Raw genomic sequence first — 18,964 nt, forward strand, 5'->3', positions numbered from 1 at the left:
CTGGTGTTATCCATGATGCAATGACCGCCTGACCCTACCAGCCGTTTTTCGGGCGATTTTTGTCATAAACGCAGTCAGTAACTCGGATTGATTCGCCGCGGCCGAACATAATCGGCCGAGCATAAACGCAGTCGACGAAGCAAAAGCAAGCACCCACCAACGGAATCGTTGGTGGGTGCTTGCTTTATTGAAATAGAAACGCTTTGCGGAAAATACGACAGCGGTTAGCTTGCGCTAGCTGTCGCGACCAGCGCCTGAGGCCCATTCCTCCCAGTCAGAGTAATAGTCGTCTCGATCGGACTCGTTCGACTTGCCGACGAGTTCCCGCTGCAGACGTTCCAAATCCATTTCTGGTGAATCGTACTTGAGCTGCCGGGCAACCTTCGCCTGCTTTGCTTTCGCACGGCCGCGACCCATGGCCTGACCCCCTTGTGTAATCCGTGGGACGGCACGGGGATACGGCCGACCCACTTATGTCTTATTGCGTTAATTCCTGTAAGACACCATAGCCGATTTTTAGACGAAGGGGTTACGCGGGGAGGCCCATAGTGGGTTGTGTCCTCGCGCTCAGGCAACTCAATATGTGTAGTGACCTGGGGAAATATCCTTTCTGAAAAAGAATGGAAAAAGTTATTTTTTCACCACTCTGTCTGGTGGCTTTACCTATTTCCTGTTACCTATTTCCCTCGCAGGCGGTTGATGGCCACACGGCCCGGCGGCAGCTGCTCAACGCGGTCGATGGAGGAGGGGTCGACGGCCACGGCGCAGTCACCCACCACAAGGCCCTCGCGCTCCTGAGCTGAGCGTTTAAGCAGCGCCAATGCAATCGGGCCGTAATCGGCATGTTGCACGACGGTGCCCACGCGGCCCACGGCGCGCTTGCCCATCATCACTGGATCGCCGGTTTCCGGCAGCGTGGCCGAGCCGTCGAGCTGCAGCATCACCAAAACTCGTGGGGAGCGACCAACATTGTGGACACGTGATACCGTCTCTTGGCCGCGATAGCAGCCCTTGTCCAAGTGCACGGCAGCCGTGTCGAATTCAGAGGCGATCCAGCGCGGAGCCTCATGCGGAATCATCTTCTCGTCTACGTCGATTCCCAGCTCTGGGCGCAAGGAGACTACGCGTTCGGCCTCCCAGCCCATCAGACCAACGGGGGAAGCGCCAGCAGCTACCAACGCGTCCCAAGCGCCGACTACATCCTGTCGGCGCACGAGCACATCCACACGCCCGCCGCGTGGCCACGGCAGGTGCCGGACGTAGGAATGTCCCACAGTCGTAGCTTTGCCCACCTGCGGGAATGCGAGACCAGCGGCTACCAGGACCTCAGGGGCATTCGGCCCCATGACGGAAATAATCGCCCTTTCTACCTCAGCAATTTCCACCTTGGACCAGAACACCATCATGTTCAGGTACTTCAACAGGGAGTCGAAGCCGGCAGGGGGCACGTCGATAAGCACGGAATCGTCCAAAACAGTCAACGTCATGTGATGGAGAACGTGACCGTTTGCATCCAGGTTCAGTGCTTCAGTGACAGTGCCGGGAGCGGCTTCGTCGACCTTCTGCGAAAAAAGTGTGTTGAGGTAGGTCAGGCGATCCTCGCCAGTGACCTCAATAACGCGGTAGTACGAGCGATCTACTACGCCGCAGTCCTCCTGCAGGTGACGTTGCTCTACCAGCGGACGGCCGTAGTGCCATGCCACGCTAGCTTGCCCTGTGGTTTGCTCAACGTTTTTCGCTGAGTTTCCGTCTGGGGCGTTCTCTGAGGCCTTCTCCAAACCTTCCATCTGTCCGCCCAGTTCGAGGGCAGCGGCGCCAGCCACGTGAGACATCAAAGGACTTACATACTCAACACTCACTCCCTCATGTTAACCAGAAATCCTCAAATTAAGCATGGATTAAGCTTGTGTGTATGACGGATTCGCTTTCTTCTCTAGTGCTTATCGACGTCTTCGCAGACGGCGGCCCGGTTGCTGTCGAGGCAGGACAGCCGTTCCTCTACGCGGATGATCTCGGAGCTATTCGCGGCGACGGAGTTTTTGAAACACTCCTGGTCAGGGGTGGTCATACCTGTAATACTGACCGGCACGAGAAGCGATTCGCATCGTCAGCGCTAATGCTGGATTTGCCAACCCCAGATCTGCAGCAGTGGCGGGCGGCTACCGAGGTCGCACTACAGGAGTTGCGCGATAGGTCAATTGAGGGGGATGCGACGTTGCGGTGGGTGTACTCGCGTGGTCGTGAGTCCACCGGAGAGCCGACTGGCTACGTTTTGGCTAGCTCCGCGGAAAAGGTGGCGGAAAACCGTCTGAAGCCGGTATCGGTCATGCTTGCAGAGCGCGGTTTCTCGCTCGACCTTGGCTCCCGTGCACCGTGGGCGCTCATCGGCGCGAAAACGTTGTCATACGCAGCTAATATGGCCGCTTTGCGCTATGCCAAGTCCAAGGGTTTTGACGATGTCATCTTCACGTCCGCAGAGGGCAAGCTCTTGGAAGGCCCAACATCGACCATCATCGTTCAGCGCGGCAATGAACTGCTGACTCCCAACCCCGGTGAAGGAGTGCTGCCGGGCACAACTCAGGCAGCGCTGTTTGAAACAGCCGCCAACTGCGGCTGGAAAGTCACCCCGACGGTCCTGGTGCCCGGGGACCTATTCACCGCCGATGCGGTATGGCTGGTGTCTTCGGTGCGTATCGCGGTCGTGGTTAAGTCCATCGATGGTGAGCCCATCCGGCAGCCGGATGCAATCGCGGAAAAGGAATTCCGCGACCTGTGTGACAAGGCGCTGGCGACGCAGTAGGGCCCCAAATAGTAGGGCTTGATGCAGTTGGGCGACGCAGTAGGGCCCCACAACGCCCGTCGTAAAGCGGGGAGAACCTAGCCCGCGTAGCGCTTGAGCTGCGCGGACATGCGGGGAGCGAATTCCTCATCCCGCAGGCGCTCGTCTACCCACCCGAGATCATTGTTCGGCATCAGACCGTAGAGGCGCTTGCCCGGGCCAAGGGATGCAGGACCGGTAGCGGTGACCATTGTGGAGGCTGCCTGCAGTTCCCATGCACGCTCGGAAACCGGCTTGCCGTAGTAGATCTCAGTGACGCCGGTGGAGTGGACGCAGATGAACTCAATCTCGTCCTCGTTGTTAATGCGCCAAAATCCTGTTTCGCGCTGGTCAGGGCCGGTCGGCTTGCCTTCTTCGTCCAGCTTCCAGATGCGCGACTCATACTTCAGGTAGTTCTCGCCATCGTGGCTGAAAATGAGCTGCTGGCCGAAGTTGTACTCGCCGTCGACGACAGTGTTCGCCTGCCCCTCACCGCGCCACACGCCGACCAGCGGCAGTAGTGCCAGCAGGCCGTCGTGAATATTCGGGCCGAAGCGCAGGTTAGCGGTCTCGTCGGGGATCGGGAGCCCCTCAAGCTCAGTGATGTTGCGCGTAGCGGTGCTCTTGGCCTGTTCGGCCGCGCGGTTGATGGCCTCGTTGCCGTCGAGGCGAGGGGCTTCCGCAGCTGCAGGCTCCTGTGCAGCGGCGTCTGTCTGGTTGCTGCCATTCTTCTCGGTCATGCTTCACACTCTACCGCTGAAGCTCTTGTGGCCATGTATGGGCTGTTGTCGCATGGTGCTAACGCTGCACCGACGCTTAACGGCGATGCTTGACGACGGCCTTAGCGACGCACCCGACAGTTCTTCTCCGGCAGCTTCTCCGTGGATTGAGCTGACGCCTCGGCGTCCTGCTGGGATGTCGGCGGCATGAAGTTTGTTGGCGACACGGTGCACAGAATCTGTTCGCCTTCGATGGTGATAGAACCGCCCGACACGTACACGCGAGTCGCCGGCATGCCCATCGGTATCTCTGAATCCCGCAGCGTCAGAGCGAAGGTGTCCATGATGTGCTGCGTATCAGCCTCAGACAGCTCAGGTTTGATGTGGCTTTTAGAATCCGTTGGGGACGAGGGCGCAGAAATAATCTCCATCGGCGTAATGACCACGTCGCGGCTGACAATGCGCAACTTCGCCGTAACCTGGGTTTTTCCCTGCCATCCGGCTGGCGTGGCCTCGAAGATAGCCTCGGTCTCCCAGCCGCCGGTGGGGGAGGAGTCCTTCAGGCTCTGGATACTCAAGTCTGTCAGTCCCAGCTTGTTTCCCAGAGAGACACCGTCGAGCGAGAGCTTAGTGAAGTACTGCTTCGTCGGCGATTCTGGGAAATTACCGCTGAGCACTGCCGATGCCGGGACCTTAACGTTGGAGGCTCCGTACTCCAGAGATACCAAGCCGAAGTCGGGCACCTCGACATCGCGGATGCGCGAGGTTACGGAGCTCCATTTTCCCGTAACAAAAGAGGACAAGTAGGCCTTGCCACCAATGGCGACGTATGGGGTCATCTCCAGCTGAGCAGTCTCCTGAATATGCTCGGAGAGCTTGTACTCCGCATGGCTGGCGAAGCCCATGTCGGTGGCAATCACCAGCGCGGCAACGGCGAGGATAGAGCCACCGATCTTCTTCTGTCGTCGGGAAATGGACACACTCTATTAGTACCCCATCGCTTTTGGCTCAGACGACATCGGGGAAGTGTTGAATTCGCTGCTGTGTATAGGGTGGGGCGTATGAACGTAACCGAACTGCTTGACGTAGACACCACCGCCGCCGATACGCTACTGCAGCACGCCCACTCCGCCGACGGCGTGGAGGCGTTCGGCGAGGCTTTCGTCCGAGGGCTTGACGACGAATCTTTCGGGCATCGACACTTTGCGATTATTGAGAACGACCGTTACTTGGGCCTGGCCGCCGTTGCGCCGGATGCTGTGGAGATGGTTGTTGACCCGGAGTTTCGTAAGCAAGGAGTGGGGGCGAAGCTGCTTGCGCATATCGATGCTGAGGTCGGCGAGCGCCTGCCTGTCTGGGCTCACGGTGATGTCGCCGGTGCCAGTCGTTTGGCAGAGTTGACGGGACGCAAGGTCATCCGCGAGCTGTTGCAGATGTCCATTTCGAGCTCAGCGTTGGAGAAGGCTGCGGGGGCCGTCGATAAGCGCGATGATGTTGAAGCGCTAACCCTGACTGCGGCACGCGCGAAGTGGGGTGAGGCGGCCGTGGATCGGGTGTGGTTGGCTGTGAATAATGAGGCGTTTGACTGGCATCCGGAGCAGGGCGGTTGGTCGCAGCCACAACTCGATCGCGCTCGGAACGTGCAGTGGTTCGACCCGGAGGGCGTGTTCTTTGCTGCGGATGTGGCCGGGGCGCGCGACAGTGCGGAGGAGATTTGCGGTTTCCACTGGACGAAGTGGCATGCCGAGGAGTCTGTGCCAACTGGCGAGGTGTATGTGATTGGACTGAGCTCGAAGGCACGCGGACGTGGTCTCGGACGATGGCTGACCAACGTTGGGCTTTCCTATCTCCGAAACCGGGGAGCGGAAAAGGTAATTCTCTATGTCGAAGGCGACAATGCGCCGGCAGTGCGCACGTACCGTGCGGTCGGTTTCGAGGTGGCCCGCCGTGATGTGATGTACGGCGCGTAGATGCGACGGTTCGGTTTATTGGGGGAGTTATTGAAGGCGAGCTAGGGGGGGGGGCGAGCTTAGCTTTATCTCAGTTTTAGGTGGTTTTCCTCTGGCGCGGGGGCAATGATTCTTGTGTTTTTGAGGAGATGCTGTCCAATCCTCAGTGTTTCAGGGGCGCATTTTAGGGCCTCTTACAGGGAAAATGAGGATAAATAAAGAATTACTTGCGCCGTTCACCAATTGTTAATGTTCTGAACAGGTTCCGGTTACTATCGGTAGATAGGTTCAGCGCAGTGGACCGGAGTGTGGCGGTTCCACGTGAACTGTTTCACTCATTGTGTAAAACCCCGGAGGATTTACTGTGCTGAAGAAGAACCGTGCGGCATCTGTCATTGGTCTGGCCGCTGTTGCAAGCCTTACCCTGGCTGCTTGCTCTGAAGAGGGCGGCGAAGGCGCTTCTAACGTTGAGGGTCTGGCTGACGTCACCGGTGAGCTGCAGGGCGAGGGCGCTACCTCGCAGCAGCGCGCCATGGATCTGTTTGCCACCAAGTTTGAAGAGACCGGCTCGACCCTGTCGTACAACGCATCTGGCTCTGGTTCCGGTCAGACTCAGTTCATTGCCGGCACCGTTGCTTTCGCTGGCTCTGACTCCCCGCTGAAGGAGAAGGACGGCAAGGACCAGGTCGCAGAGGCTAAGAAGCGCTGCGACGGCAATGAAGCATGGCACCTGCCGATGGTTATCGGTCCGGTTGCCGTTGCCTACAACCTCGAGGGTGTTGACGTCGCTCTGACCCCGGCTCTGGTTGCTGAAATCTTCGACGGCAAGATCACCAAGTGGAACGACCCGAAGATCGCTGAGGTCAACGAGGGTGTCGATCTTCCGGAGAAGGACATCAAGGTTGTCTACCGCTCTGAGGAGTCCGGTACTACTGATAACTTCATGAAGTTCCTGAGCGCAGCTGCTCCGGAGCAGTGGCAGCACGAGGCTTCCAAGTCCTTCCCGACTGCTACTGGCCAGGGTGCTAACGGCTCGGCTGGTGTTGTCAACGAGGTCGCCAACATCGACGGTGCTATCACCTACGTCGAGGCTGGCTTCGCTGAGGACAAGGACCTGGGCATCGCCAAGATGGACTTCGGTCATGGTCCGGTTGAGCTGAACAACGACACCGTCGGTAAGGCTCTGGATTCCGTCACGTTTAAGACTGAGGGTCACAACATGGTTGTTGACACCGACGCTCTGTTCGCAATGGACGAGGAAGGCGCTTACCCGCTGGTTCTGACCACTTACGAAATCGTCTGCTCCGCTGGTTACGACGAGCAGACTCGTGACCTGGTTAAGAACTTCCTGAAGGTTGTTCTGGAAGAGGGCCAGGGCCCAGAGCTCGAAGAGCTGGGTTACATCCCGGTTCAGGGTGAGTTCAAGGACAAGCTGTCCGCAGCGGTTGACGCTATCAAGTAATTCTTTGCGTGCAACGCGGGTGAAAGCAGAGTTGGCTCTGTCCTTACCCGGTTGGCGCGAGGATCACTTCAGCCGGCCACGCAGATCTGAGCTGTAGGCCGAAAACCTGACGTAGACCGGTTGGCTTTATATATCGACACCTCAGTTGATTGGGTACCGCTCGTAGAGGGGTACAGAGGCCAATCGGTCTTCATGTGCGTTTAAGCACAAATCACTTCTACTTAGGAAATGAGATCATGAGTTCCTCGACTCCCATTGAAGGGAAGCAGGAGGCTGTAGACAGCAGTCTGTTGCAGTCCTCAGCACCGCAGGTGGATTCCTCCGGCGACGAGAGCTCGGAAGAGCAAGCCATTCAGACCGGCGTTGTTCGTCCTGGTGACCGAATCTTCAAGATTCTGGCGGTAGGATCTTCCGCATTGGTGACTGCTGCCATCATCGCAATTGCAGTGTTCCTGCTCCTGCGCGCAGTTCCGGCAATGTCCCGTAACGAAGCGAACTTCTTCACCTACACCGAACGATGGAACCTGGCGGATACCTCCGCCATGTACTTCGGTATTCCGAACATGTTTCTGGTGACCGTCGCGGTTTCCATCCTGGCGCTGATTCTGGCTATGCCGGTTGCGCTGGGTATTGCTATCTTCCTGACTGCCTATGCTCCAAAGAAGATGGTCAAGCCGCTGGGTTACCTCGTGGATTTGCTGGCTGCAGTGCCGTCGATTGTTTACGGTCTGTGGGGCTTTATGGCTCTCGGTCCGGCATTGGCTGGTCTGTACGGGTGGTTGGCTAAGACGCTGGGCTTTATCCCGATGTTTGCCCTGTACCCAAACTCGCCGGCATTCGAGACCGGTCGAAACCTCTTCACCGGTGGCATTGTGCTGGCAATTATGATTCTGCCGGTTATTGCGGCTACCACCCGTGAGGTCTTTGTTCAGACCCCGCGTGGTCACATTGAGGCATCGCTGGCTCTCGGTGCGACCCGTTGGGAGATGGTCAAGCTGGCTATTCTGCCATTCGGTCGTTCTGGCTTTATCTCCGGCTCGATGCTGGGTCTGGGACGTGCCCTCGGTGAGACGATGGCTCTGTACCTCGTAATCTCCCCGTCCTCGGCATTCCGTGGCTCGCTTTTCGACGGTGGTACCACCTTCGCAACCGCAATTGCTAATGCGGCACCGGAGTTCAATGACAACCTCAAGGCCGGCGCTTACATGTCCGCAGGTTTGGTGCTGTTCTTGCTGACCTTCGTGGTCAACTCCGCAGCCCGAATGATTGCGAAGAAGTAGCAAGGTCGTAGGAAAAGAAACGAGAAGTAACAATGACTAGTTCAACTACTGATTCTTCGCCTCACGGCCCTGCAGACATGGTCCCCACCACCGAGTCGGCATTCACCCAGATTAAGGGTTCCCGCAAGGTGGCGGACAGCGTCTCCACGGTCCTGATTTACTTCTGCATGGCTCTTGCTCTGGTCCCGCTGGTGTGGGTTCTCTTCGAGCTTGTCGTCCGAGGTACCCCGTCACTGCTGAGTGGTGAGTGGTGGACTGCATCCCAGCGCGGTGTCACCGTTGGTGCGTCTGCCGGCGGTGTTGCGCATGCAATCGTCGGTACCTTGGTTCAGGCTCTGGTTACTACTCTCATGACCGTGCCGTTCGGTATCTTCGTCGCCATCTACTTGGTCGAGTACGCAGGTAACTCCCGCCTGGGCAAGGTCACCACCTTCATGGTCGACATTCTCTCCGGTGTGCCGTCGATTGTCGCGTCGCTGTTCATCTACTCGATGTGGGTGGTCATGTTCGGCATGAGTCGCTCCGGCTTCGCCGTCTCGCTGGCGCTGGTTCTGCTGATGCTGCCAATCGTTGTCCGCAACACCGAGGAAATGCTGCGCATCGTTCCGCACGAGTTGCGTGAAGCCTCTTACGCTCTGGGTGTTCCGAAGTGGAAGACCATTTTGAAGATCGTGCTCCCGACCGCACTGTCGGGCATCGTCACCGGCATCATGCTGGCCGTCGCCCGCGTCATGGGTGAGTCCGCACCGATGCTGATCCTGGTTGCAACCTCACGAATCATCACCTATAACCCGTTCGGCCAGTCGCAGTCCTCGCTGCCGCTGTTCATGCTGGACATGTACAAGGCCGGTAATACCGGTGCGGCATTCGACAAGATGTGGGGCGCAGCGCTCACGCTGGTTCTCATCATTGCCCTCATCAATATCCTGGCGCGCGTCATATCCGCCAAGTTCTCCGTCAAGAGCAGTTAATGCTGGGCGCCTAACGTCCGCTATTTCAAGGAAGGTTTTTGAAAGACCATGGCTAAGCGCCTAGACCTTAACGATGTCAACATCTACTACGGCGATTTCCACGCTGTGCAGAACGTCGACCTGCACGTCCCGCCGCGTTCCGTTACCGCATTCATTGGCCCGTCCGGCTGTGGTAAGTCCACCGTGCTCCGTTCGCTGAACCGTATGCACGAGGTCATCCCGGGTGCCTACGTCACTGGCGAGGTGCTTCTCGACGGCGAAAACATCTATGGCCCGAAGATCGATCCGGTCTCTGTTCGTAACACCATCGGTATGGTGTTCCAGCGTCCGAACCCGTTCCCGACCATGTCCATCGAGGACAACGTCGTGGCTGGCCTGAAGTTGGCCGGTGTTAAGAACAAGGCTCATCTCCAGGAGGTTGCCGAGAAGTCCCTGCGCGGCGCCAACCTCTGGGATGAGGTCAAGGACCGCCTGGACAAGCCGGGTGGCGGCCTCTCTGGTGGTCAGCAGCAGCGTCTGTGTATCGCACGCGCAATTGCAGTTGAGCCGGAAGTTCTGCTGATGGACGAGCCGTGTTCCGCACTGGACCCGATTTCCACTCTGGCAATCGAGGACCTGATTCATGAGCTGAAGGAAGAATTCACCATCGTCATCGTGACCCACAACATGCAGCAGGCAGCTCGTGTGTCCGATCAGACCGCATTCTTCTCCCTCGAGGCAACCGGTAAGCCGGGTCGCCTGGTTGAGGTTGGCCCGACCAAGAAGATCTTCGAGAATCCAGACAAGAAGGAAACCGAGGACTACATCTCCGGTCGCTTCGGCTAAACGCTTTGCGTATGCCGTAATAAGCCAATAAGAGCCCCGTACTTCACGCGTGTTCACGCGAGGTACGGGGTTCTTATTGTTGTTGCAGTTTATGAGATTGCTATGTCGCGCACATGTTTTGCCACCTGATTGTCTAACCGCGGAGGTGATTTGTGCCGGGGAAAACAGTTTTTGTGGCGGGATCAAGCAGTTACTGACTAGGTTTATGTCAGATGAATAGCGTTTACTCACAGTAAAGTGTCATAAACCTAGTCAGTTTCTCGGGCTGGGGCAGTGTTTGGCTGGGGAGGTGTTTAGCCTGGTGAGGCTTAAAAACGGCTCCACTCCGGCCTAAAATCCGCGCCCTAGGCCAGCAGCCACCCCCCCCAACATCCCTACAGCTCAGCCCAACACCCAGCCCCGCCCAGCAGCCCTACAGCCCAGCCTCCCAACAGCCTGCAGCTTCACGGACCTACATACGCAGGTGACGCTCCAAGGCCTGCAGGCGTTGGTTAAAGCTGCGCTGGTCGCGCTCATCCTCGAGCTTGTCCAGGTAGACATCGCGCTTGTAACCGGTGGCCAGGTAAATAATCCGGGCGGCAACCTCGACAGCGTGATCCGCGTAACGCTCGTAGAAGCGGCTCAGTAGAGTGACATCCACTGTCTGCGCAGGGGAGTGCGGCCAATTATCGTCGTTGGTCAGCGTAAACAGGTGCTGGTGAATGTCATCGATGCTGTCATCGGTCTTATCCAAGGCCAATGCCTGGTCAACGTCGTAGTCGATGAGCACCTGACGGGTTTCGTGCGTCATCTGTTCAGATACGGAGGCCATCTCGCGGAAGAACCCCTCCACGGGCTCTGGTAGTGCCTTGTTCGGGTGGCGACGCCGGGCAACGTTGGCAATATGCACACTCAATGCGCCCATGCGGGAGATGTCCTCGACAATGTAGAGGCCACTGACAATCTGTCGGAGATCACCAGCCACAGGAGCTTCGCGGGCCAACAGCTCGAAGGCTCGCTGCTCCGCATCCTGGCGCAGGTCCTCGAGAGAATCAATCTGGGAAAGAACTGTTTCAGCCGAGACCAAATCAGCCTCGAAGAGGGCCTTGTTCGCAAGCTTGTGCATGGAGCCAACTCGGTCACACATCACAATCAGGCTGTGAGCCAAGTTGTCCATTTGTTCTCGGTAGACAGTGCGCATGCGTTCCATAGTAGGCAATCCTCAACAACGTCGCGCGTTAGTGGGGAGCCCCCAATTACCCCTCGTAAAGTTATGTAAACACTCGCTCAGAACCGAAGCTTAGCCACCGGAGTGCATAATCTCCGCGCCCTCGGGCACGGTGTCGTCCTCCGGGTCGTCCAGCCAGCCCTCCGGCAAGACCACCTTTGCAGGGGACCCCTGTCGGCCGCGGGCGCCGTCGGCGTCCTCCGGGCGGGCGTGGGCGCTGGGGCCGTCGTAAAGCGGTGCGAGAATCTCGTCGAGCGTTGCCAGCGAATCGACGCGCGCAAGAGACTTCCGCACCTCACTGCCGGCAGGGTATCCCCGCAGGTACCAGGCAATGTGCTTGCGCAGGTCGCGGCAGCCCTTACGCTCGCCCTCGTGCTCCACGAGCAGTTCCGCGTGACGACGGATAATCCCCGCGACCTCACCAAATGTTGGTGCCGGCGGCACTTCTTCGCCACGCAGCTCGGCGGACAACTGCGCGAACAGCCACGGGCGGCCAAGGCAGCCGCGACCGACGACGACACCGTCGCAGCCGGTCTCGTCGAGCATTTTGCGGGCATCGGTGGAGGCGAAGATATCGCCGTTGCCAAGCACTGGGATATCGCTGAAGCCGGAGTCGACCATGTGCTCCTTCAGCCGCGCGATCTGCGACCAGTCAGCGTGGCCGGAGTAGCGCTGCGCTGCAGTGCGGGCGTGCAGAGCCACAGCCTGGGCGCCCATCTCGGCGGCGATGCGGCCGGCGTCGAGGTGCGTGTGGTGCTCGTCATCGATGCCGACGCGGAACTTCACGGTCACCGGGATGTCCGTGCCCTCCGTGGCCTTGACCGCTGCGGCGACGATGTTGCCGAAGAGGCGACGCTTATATGGCAGCGCCGAGCCGCCGCCCTTGCGGGTGACCTTTGGTACCGGGCAACCGAAGTTCATGTCGATGTGGTCGGCGAGGTTTTCGTCGACGATCATCTTCGCGGCCTCGTAGGTCCACTTCGGGTCAGTGGTGTAGAGCTGCAGGCTGCGGGGGTTCTCGTCGGGCGCGAAGGTGGTCATGTGCATGGTCTTTTCATTGCGTTCGACCAATGCGCGGGCGGTGACCATCTCGCAGACGTAGAGACCGGAGACCGTGCCTGTACGCTGCAGCTCCTGCTCGCGGCACAGCGTGCGGAATGCCACGTTGGTGATACCGGCCATCGGCGCGAGTACCACGGGGGAGGCGAGCTCAAAGGGGCCGATGTGCATGTGCGCGGACGTGGCATCGGCGGGTGTGGCGGCACTGAGTGGACTCGTGGAGGTATCTAACACGTACAGTATTGTGTCACGCTGAACTGCCGTTTTCGAATCTGTTTTATCTGGCAGATCGGATCGCCCCGGTTAGCGCTGCGTCCGCGGATGCCTGACGACGATCACCGTTCGGCGCCCCCTCCCACCGGGCAGGTCGGTGGTATTGCGGAGAATTTCCAGGATGTGACTCGACTCCTCGTCGAGGTGTTCAGTGGGCTCGTCGAGAAGCAAAATTGGCGCTGTGCTGACAAGCGCACGGGTGAGAATGAGCCTGCGTCGCTGACCACCCGAGAGACTGTCCGCGCCGCTGTCCAGAATCGTGTCCAGGCCGTCGGGTGCGGCATTGACCCAATTGCGCAGGCCCACGGCGTCCAGTACGGAGTAAATGTCCTCGTCGCTGACCTGCGGGTTACCAATAGAGATGTTGTCCCGCACCGTCGTGGCGAAGATATGCTCATCCTCGGCGACGAAGCGCACCAGGTCGCACTGCTCCGTGTTTACGTGGGGCTCTCCGGCACTTGCCGCACTGCGCCACAGCTCACGTCCGTCTCCGTCAATGATAGTCACCGTGCCCGCAACCGGCGGGATTTGTCCGGCGATTGTTTTCAGCAGCGTGGTCTTTCCGCTTCCCGACGGCGCCGTGATCTCCCGGTAGTCGCCAAAGGTGACCTCGAAGTTTTGCATCGGCAGTTGAGCTGGCTGGGCAGCGGGCCCTTCCGCAGTATTCGAGCTGTTGTCGTCGGGGTAGCCCACGATCAAGTCTTGAACCTGCAGAGTTGGCCGAACTGCTAGGTGGTTCTGAGGGAGCGTGGACGTGTGAATTGGCGCTGTGGGGGCTGGGGCTGAGCGCATGGCATCCGCTTCCTCTGATTCGCTCGCACTTGACGCGAGCGTCAGCAAGGCTTCCCTCGATTGCGCCAGTGTTTGCGCAGCAGCTGGCAGCGGACCAACCGCTTCAAAAGCAGCTAGCGGCACCAGAACCAGAACTGTCAGCCACTCGGGGGAGTGCAGCAAACCGCCTCCAGCGCCCCCGGCCGAATCCGTCACCAACCATGACGCTACGACCACGGTCAGGACAGCGGTCAACACGCTAGCCGCGGTGCTCAGTGCGGAGGCGCGGGCATTTGCTCGACCTGCGGCGTCATCGATGGCCGCAACCGTTTTGCTGGAGGATGACGCGGCAGAGACTGCCTCATCCAACTGGCCGTGGATACGCAGGCCGGCGGCGTCGGAAAGCAGCGCTTCGACGGCAGCGGCATGCGACTGAAGCGCGGCCGCGCGACGCTGACTTGAGCGCGCAGTGGCGCGATACGTCAGGTAAGGAGCAACACCGCCGGCCAGAAGCAGTCCCACCGCCAGGAGAACCGCAGCGGCAGGCGAGAGTAGAGCCACAAAGATGACGGCGATGAGGGAGGTCATCAGCGCCACCAACGCGGGCACTATTGAACGCACGACGGCATCGGCAAGTGCGTCAATATTCGCCCCGAGCGCTGTGACAATATCGGAACGCTCACGCAGCGCCAGCGTACGGTCGGCCACGAAATGCTCCCATAGCTTCACGCGCGAGCGCTCGGCGGTTCGCAACGCCACATCGTGGGAGACCAACCGGTCGAGGTATCGAAACGCAGCTCGCGAAATACCCAGCGCGCGCACAGACGTCACCGCCAAGGTGATGTCCATCAGCGGTGGCATCTGCCAAGAACGCGTAATCAGCCACGCCGACACCACGGTCAGACTCAGCGCGGACAGCAGCGTGATGGTGCCCGCCAACACCGGCCAAACCAGGTCGCGGGGTTTCACCAGGCGACGAAGCGCTTGCAGAGTAGTCATCGCGACTGCACCTCCACCACGCCGTCGGCGGCCGCAATCAACAGCGGATCATGGCTGGTGGCAATCACTGTGGCTCCGCGCCGGGCACGTGCGTGCAGGAGCCTAATCACGGACTGCGCACTGTCGGTATCCAGGTGAGCTGTCGGTTCATCGAGGAGGACGAGGTCGCGGGTGTCGTCGGCAAGCTCGCGCCGAAGCGCCTCCCGCTGACGTTGCCCGAGCGAGCGCCGCGAATTGTCTCCCACCGTCGCTGCGTCCAACACTGGGCGCTGGGGCAGCCACGCGATGCGCCGCAGCAGATCCTGGTCACGGAGAATGCGCTGGCCGTCGCGAATAGTTACGGAGCCTTCCAACCCCTCGTGCACGATGCCGGCGACCGCAAGCAGCGCTGTCGTCTTGCCCACGCCGTTCGGCCCCGCCAGCACCGTCACTGTGCCTGGCTGCGCGATGGCGCTTAATTCACTTGGCCGCACGCCGTCTCGCCCCGGCGCGGAAAGGCGTTCGAACACGACCGTGGGGGCGCTGTGGACACTGCTTGACGACGTTCCTTCGGCCACCTCTTCCACAGTTTCAGAGGTGGTGTCTGTGGAGTTTGGAGTCTGGCCAGCGTCCTTGTCTAACAGTTCCGTGACTTCGGTGGCAGCGACCACACCGTCCTGGGCGGCGTGGAATTTCTGGCCAACCTGGCGCACCGGGCCATAGATTTCTGGGGCGATGATGAGCACTGCCAGGCCGGTTGCCAGCGTCATGTGGCCTCCCAGAAGTCGGAAACCGATGCCGACGGCGATGAGGGCGATTGACAGGGTGGTGAGGAATTCCAGGACCGACGCGGATAGGAAAGCGATGCGCAGGACCTCCATGGTGGATTTCCGGTGGCGGGTCGACAGGCGCTTGATTTCCTCGCTGGGGGTGTCGGCCATGTTGTGCGCTTTGAGCGTTGGCAGGCCGATGACCAGGTCGAGAATCTGACCACGCACCGTGCCGATGTCGGCCAGACGGCGTTCTGTGTGGCCCTCAGTGAGGCGACCTACCAGCCACATGAACAGTGGAATGAGTGGCAGCGTGACAACCGCGATGGCAACCGATGGGAGGTCCAACCATGCGACTGCGACCAGTGCCATCGGGGTAGCCAGCGCTGCGGCCACCAGTGCGGGGAGGAATTCCGCCACGTAGACGGCCACACCATCGAGCCCGACCGAAAGCAATGCGCGCCAGTGCGCGGTGTCGACAGTGCGAGGATCGCGCAGAGCCAGGGCTCGCAGTGCCCGGCTGCGCAGGTCTGTGGCCACGCGTGCACCCGCAGATTGGCCGAAACGCACGAGCGCGTAGGAGCAGGCCACCCGAACGAGTACAGCGGCCGTGGCTATCAGCGCGAATAATGTCCAATTAGGAGTTGCCTCACCCAGAACCTGCGCCGTAATAGTGCCGATTGCCAGCCCCAACGCGATTGTGGCACCTGTGCTCGCGGCGGTCAGTGCGCCCGCGAAAATGACCCAACGCCAGGCTGGGGCCGACAGCTTGAATAGTTTCGGATCGACAGGTGCCACTTTTTAGAAACTAACCTCCAACGGACGGTCTACTGCGAGACCTTACGCTCAGCCATCAACCGCTTGCGGAATACCCAGTATGTCCACGCCTGGTAGGCAATCACCAGTGGGGTAATCACCAGCGCGGTCCAGGTCATGATTTTCAGCGTGTAAGGGTTAGAGGCGGAATTCCAGATATCGAGGGAGACGCCGTCGGCAAGCGTCGTCGGCATCAGGTACGGGTACATGGCGCCGAAGACAACGGTGGTGACGGCAGTCACGGTGACGGCGGTTGCGGAAAAAGCGATGCCGTCGCGGTTGCCTACGGTTGCGGAGATGGCAATGACCAGCCCCGCGACGGCGATAACGACAACAGCCCACAGCCAGGTCTTTCCGTATCCCAACTGTGTCCAGATGAGGAACACGCCGCCAAAAATCAGCGCCGACAGTGCCGGAATTCGAGCGGCGTTGCCGACCTCGTCGCGTAGCTTGCCGGCGGTCTTCAGCCGCAGGAACGTAACTGCGTGAAGAGCGAACACAGCCGCAAACGCAATCCCGCCGACCAGAGCGTACGGGTTCAGCAACCCGAGCAGGGTACTAAAGCCGGAGTCCAAGTTCTTGTCGGCATTCAGCGGGACACCGCGCACCAGGTTCGCGACCGCTACGCCCCACAGAATTGGAGGCAGCCAGGAGCCGAAGATAATCGCGCGGTCGCACCAGGCGCGCCAGTGCTCATCGTTGACTTTGAAGCGCCATTCCAGCCCGACGATACGGACAATCAACGCCACCAGAATCAGGAAGAGCGGCAGGTAGAAGCTGGAAAACATAGACGCATACCATTCCGGAAACGCCGCGAAGAGCGCGCCGCCAGCGGTAATTAGCCACACTTCGTTGCCGTCCCATACCGGCCCGATAGTTCCGAGCATCGCTTTACGACGCGGTTCATCGCGGCCAACGAACGGCAGCAGCATTCCGACGCCGAAGTCAAAGCCCTCGAGAAGGAAGTAGCCGGCGAACAGGAACGCGATCAGGACAAACCACAAAACGGGAAGATCTAATCCGAACATGTCAGAGATACATCCTTATCTACTTTGTGTCCTCAGTCGCGGAGACTTCGGAGTCGGGGCTGGCAGCGGACTGGGCATGGACCTTGTTGAATCGAACCGGAGACGAGATGATCGCGCCCAGATTGGTAGCGATTGGTGACGACGGGCCAGCGTGCTCGGGGTCATTGCCGATGGCGTTGATAGCCTCAGCGGATTCGGTCGGAGGTCCGGCAATAACTGCGCGGCGAATCAACCAGAACCACACCACTGCCAAAATCAGGTAGAGCAGGGTAAAGCCCACCAGGGTGATAATCACCGTGGCCGGTGCGTGGTCGGACACACCCATATCGACGGTCATGCGAATCAGCTCGGTGCGCGGGTCGCCCGCGTGATCCGGGTTCGGGTGCACAATCCAGGGCTGACGGCCCATCTCCGTAAAGATCCAGCCAGCGCTGCTGGCCAAGAACGGGAACGGAATCGCGAGGATACTGCAAGCGGCGAAAATGCGGGCTCGCTTGCCCGTCGGCACGCGCCCCTTGCGAGTAAATAGCCAAGCGAAAAACGCGATAGCCAGAGAACCGACCATGAGCCCAATCATGGCGCGGAAAGACCAGTATGTGACGAACAGATTCGGAGAGTAATTGCCTGGGCCGAAGACCGCCTCAGCTTTTTCTTGCAGGTCCTGCACGCCCTGGAGCGTGACGCCACTGAACTTGCCCTCGGCCAGGAAAGGCAGCACCCATGGCACCTCGATGAGATGCAGCACCGAGTCGCAATTGTTGTGCGTACCGACGGTCAGAATCGAGAACATTGGATCTGTCTGCGTGTGGCACAGGGACTCGGCCGATGCCATCTTCATCGGCTGCTGCTCGAACATAAGCTTGGCCTGGACATCGCCGGTGATAAACACCGCCAGCGAGCTGAGCACAGTTGTCCAGAGCCCGACCTTCATGGACTTGTGAAACGTCCGTTCGTGAACAGTATTGCTCTGGCCACCGCGGCGGCTCTGAACCAGCCACCAGCCACTGACGCCGACAACGAGCGTGCCGGCGGTAAGGAAAGAGCTGGCCACGGCATGCGGGAAAGCTGCCAAGGCAGTGGAGTTGGTCAACAGTGCGCCAAAGTCTGTAAGCTCTGCGCGGCCGGTTTCCGGGTTGTAGACCGCGCCTACAGGATGCTGCATGAACGAATTGGCGACGATGATGAAATACGCCGAGATATTCACCGCAATAGCGACAATCCAAATCGAGAGCGTGTGCATCCAGGTGGGAATACGCCCCCAGCCGAAAATCCACAGTCCCAGGAAAGTGGATTCCAGGAAGAATGCGATGAGACCTTCAAGAGCCAGCGGGCCGCCGAAGACATCACCGATCATGCGGGAGTACTCCGACCAGTTCATACCGAACTGGAATTCCTGGACGATACCCGTGGCTACGCCCATGGCGAAGTTAATAATGAAGATGGTGCCGAAAAATCGTGTCGCTCGGTACCAGAGGTCATTTTTCGTCGTGGCCCACAGTGTCTGCATGAGCGCGACGAGCGGAGCTAGACCAATTGTCAGCGGGACAAAAATGAAGTGGTAGACGGTGGTTATGCCAAATTGCCAACGAGATATATCGACGACATCCATGTTTCCTCGACTGAAAAAGTAGACATAAACGATGCGTGTACTCCGACGGATTTGTCGAAGCCTGCATCAAGTGTCCGCAGTATTCCTGCTTATTAATTCAGTCGGACAGGAGGGGTAAAAAGTTCCGGGGCGTGAACTTATCGACGCGGGCAGGGCAAAACTCCGGAGGGCAATTATTAAAAACAAGCGCGTAATTGCTAGGCTATTTTGTTGCGCGGGCCTTTAGCTCAGCTGGTAGAGCTACGGACTTTTAATCCGCAGGTCGCGGGTTCGATCCCCGCAGGGCCCACAAGCACGAAAAACCCCAGGTCATCAACGGCCTGGGGTTTTGTCGTATCTTGCCTGTATTTTTCGGGTTAAGTAAAGAAAAGTGTGTCTTTTCCGGGCGTGTTGCGGTTATTTGATCCAGCCTTTTTGGATGCCGAGGTT

At 59.2% G+C, this 18,964-nt stretch carries 16 protein-coding genes and 1 tRNA gene; 7 read left to right on the forward strand and 10 right to left on the reverse strand.

From position 1 onward, the window contains the following. Positions 1–234: 234 nt before the first annotated feature. Both QP995_RS10290 and ygfZ read right to left on the reverse strand, forming a co-directional pair. A complete protein-coding gene (locus QP995_RS10290) occupies positions 235–417 on the reverse strand; it encodes a DUF3073 domain-containing protein (protein ID WP_005511943.1) in 183 nt (60 codons plus the stop codon). 260 nt (positions 418–677) lie between these two features. Continuing rightward, positions 678–1,832 carry a CAF17-like 4Fe-4S cluster assembly/insertion protein YgfZ gene (gene ygfZ / locus QP995_RS10295; RefSeq protein WP_284853180.1) on the reverse strand — a complete coding sequence of 385 codons (1,155 nt, stop codon included), beginning with the start codon at positions 1,830–1,832 and terminating at the stop codon, positions 678–680. Between the two features lie 80 nt (positions 1,833–1,912). Here ygfZ and QP995_RS10300 point away from each other — a divergent pair, with 80 nt between their 5' ends. Continuing rightward, entirely contained in the window at positions 1,913–2,800 is an 888-nt protein-coding gene (locus tag QP995_RS10300; RefSeq protein ID WP_069359331.1) for an aminodeoxychorismate lyase, read from the forward strand. Between the two features lie 77 nt (positions 2,801–2,877). Here QP995_RS10300 and QP995_RS10305 read toward each other — a convergent pair whose 3' ends face one another. Together QP995_RS10305 and QP995_RS10310 are read right to left on the reverse strand one after the other, a co-directional pair. Beyond that, a complete protein-coding gene (locus QP995_RS10305; protein WP_016421386.1) occupies positions 2,878–3,558 on the reverse strand; it encodes a heme-binding beta-barrel domain-containing protein in 681 nt (226 codons plus the stop codon). Positions 3,559–3,659: 101 nt separating this feature from the next. After that, positions 3,660–4,517, reverse strand: coding sequence for an LmeA family phospholipid-binding protein (locus QP995_RS10310; protein WP_016421385.1), 858 nt, complete (start codon positions 4,515–4,517; stop codon positions 3,660–3,662). Positions 4,518–4,598: 81 nt separating this feature from the next. On the opposite strand from QP995_RS10310, the gene mshD reads away from it, so the two are divergent. The 5 genes from mshD (at position 4,599) to pstB (ending at position 10,024) form a co-directional block, all read left to right on the forward strand. Next, positions 4,599–5,507: a mycothiol synthase gene (mshD, locus tag QP995_RS10315; RefSeq protein ID WP_070603970.1), complete on the forward strand. Its 909-nt coding sequence runs from the start codon at positions 4,599–4,601 to the stop codon at positions 5,505–5,507. 343 nt (positions 5,508–5,850) lie between these two features. Continuing rightward, complete coding sequence (gene pstS / locus QP995_RS10320; protein ID WP_016421383.1) at positions 5,851–6,948, forward strand: phosphate ABC transporter substrate-binding protein PstS; 1,098 nt, start codon at positions 5,851–5,853, stop codon at positions 6,946–6,948. Between the two features lie 236 nt (positions 6,949–7,184). After that, positions 7,185–8,228, forward strand: a complete 1,044-nt coding sequence (gene pstC / locus QP995_RS10325) for a phosphate ABC transporter permease subunit PstC (RefSeq protein WP_049173061.1) — start codon at positions 7,185–7,187, stop codon at positions 8,226–8,228. Positions 8,229–8,305: 77 nt separating this feature from the next. Then, positions 8,306–9,199 carry a phosphate ABC transporter permease PstA gene (gene pstA / locus QP995_RS10330; RefSeq protein WP_042388200.1) on the forward strand — a complete coding sequence of 298 codons (894 nt, stop codon included), beginning with the start codon at positions 8,306–8,308 and terminating at the stop codon, positions 9,197–9,199. 48 nt (positions 9,200–9,247) lie between these two features. Next, complete coding sequence (pstB, locus tag QP995_RS10335; RefSeq protein WP_016421380.1) at positions 9,248–10,024, forward strand: phosphate ABC transporter ATP-binding protein PstB; 777 nt, start codon at positions 9,248–9,250, stop codon at positions 10,022–10,024. Positions 10,025–10,475: 451 nt separating this feature from the next. Here pstB and phoU read toward each other — a convergent pair whose 3' ends face one another. From phoU to QP995_RS10365, 6 genes are all read right to left on the reverse strand, one after another. Then, on the reverse strand, positions 10,476–11,213 hold the full coding sequence (gene phoU, locus QP995_RS10340; RefSeq protein ID WP_080969597.1) for a phosphate signaling complex protein PhoU: 738 nt from the start codon (positions 11,211–11,213) through the stop codon (positions 10,476–10,478). 90 nt (positions 11,214–11,303) lie between these two features. Further along, positions 11,304–12,461, reverse strand: coding sequence for a tRNA dihydrouridine synthase DusB (gene dusB, locus QP995_RS10345; protein ID WP_049193809.1), 1,158 nt, complete (start codon positions 12,459–12,461; stop codon positions 11,304–11,306). A gap of 132 nt (positions 12,462–12,593) precedes the next feature. Then, positions 12,594–14,333 (reverse strand): thiol reductant ABC exporter subunit CydC, encoded by a 1,740-nt coding sequence (gene cydC / locus QP995_RS10350; protein ID WP_284853181.1) that lies wholly within the window; start codon positions 14,331–14,333, stop codon positions 12,594–12,596. Continuing rightward, entirely contained in the window at positions 14,330–15,880 is a 1,551-nt protein-coding gene (locus QP995_RS10355) for an ABC transporter ATP-binding protein/permease (protein WP_284853182.1), read from the reverse strand. Before QP995_RS10355 ends, cydC begins: the two co-directional genes overlap by 4 nt. A gap of 29 nt (positions 15,881–15,909) precedes the next feature. After that, positions 15,910–16,926 carry a cytochrome d ubiquinol oxidase subunit II gene (gene cydB, locus QP995_RS10360; protein ID WP_284853183.1) on the reverse strand — a complete coding sequence of 339 codons (1,017 nt, stop codon included), beginning with the start codon at positions 16,924–16,926 and terminating at the stop codon, positions 15,910–15,912. Positions 16,927–16,945: 19 nt separating this feature from the next. Further along, the gene (locus tag QP995_RS10365; protein WP_284853184.1) at positions 16,946–18,535 is read right to left on the reverse strand and encodes a cytochrome ubiquinol oxidase subunit I; all 1,590 of its coding nucleotides are present in this window, start codon (positions 18,533–18,535) and stop codon (positions 16,946–16,948) included. Positions 18,536–18,751: 216 nt separating this feature from the next. On the opposite strand from QP995_RS10365, the gene QP995_RS10370 reads away from it, so the two are divergent. Further along, positions 18,752–18,824, forward strand: a tRNA-Lys gene (locus tag QP995_RS10370). The last annotated feature ends 140 nt before the right edge of the window (positions 18,825–18,964 follow it).

Origin of the sequence: Corynebacterium sp. MSK032 (assembly GCF_030232065.1) — a bacterium.
In the GTDB taxonomy this organism is placed as follows: domain Bacteria; phylum Actinomycetota; class Actinomycetes; order Mycobacteriales; family Mycobacteriaceae; genus Corynebacterium; species Corynebacterium jeikeium_D.

Bases quoted from the DNA above. Each gene is read 5' to 3' on its own strand.
- pstC (WP_049173061.1), top strand. From the start codon at position 7,185: ATGAGTTCCTCGACTCCCATTGAAGGGAAGCAGGAGGCTGTAGACAGC.
- pstB (WP_016421380.1), top strand. From the start codon at position 9,248: ATGGCTAAGCGCCTAGACCTTAACGATGTCAACATCTACTACGGCGAT.
- QP995_RS10290 (WP_005511943.1), bottom strand. From the start codon at position 417: ATGGGTCGCGGCCGTGCGAAAGCAAAGCAGGCGAAGGTTGCCCGGCAG.
- QP995_RS10305 (WP_016421386.1), bottom strand. From the start codon at position 3,558: ATGACCGAGAAGAATGGCAGCAACCAGACAGACGCCGCTGCACAGGAG.
- ygfZ (WP_284853180.1), bottom strand. From the start codon at position 1,832: ATGTCTCACGTGGCTGGCGCCGCTGCCCTCGAACTGGGCGGACAGATG.
- dusB (WP_049193809.1), bottom strand. From the start codon at position 12,461: ATGCACATCGGCCCCTTTGAGCTCGCCTCCCCCGTGGTACTCGCGCCG.
- QP995_RS10300 (WP_069359331.1), top strand. From the start codon at position 1,913: ATGACGGATTCGCTTTCTTCTCTAGTGCTTATCGACGTCTTCGCAGAC.
- cydB (WP_284853183.1), bottom strand. From the start codon at position 16,926: ATGTTCGGATTAGATCTTCCCGTTTTGTGGTTTGTCCTGATCGCGTTC.
- QP995_RS10365 (WP_284853184.1), bottom strand. From the start codon at position 18,535: ATGGATGTCGTCGATATATCTCGTTGGCAATTTGGCATAACCACCGTC.
- phoU (WP_080969597.1), bottom strand. From the start codon at position 11,213: ATGGAACGCATGCGCACTGTCTACCGAGAACAAATGGACAACTTGGCT.
- cydC (WP_284853181.1), bottom strand. From the start codon at position 14,333: ATGACTACTCTGCAAGCGCTTCGTCGCCTGGTGAAACCCCGCGACCTG.
- mshD (WP_070603970.1), top strand. From the start codon at position 4,599: ATGAACGTAACCGAACTGCTTGACGTAGACACCACCGCCGCCGATACG.
- pstA (WP_042388200.1), top strand. From the start codon at position 8,306: ATGGTCCCCACCACCGAGTCGGCATTCACCCAGATTAAGGGTTCCCGC.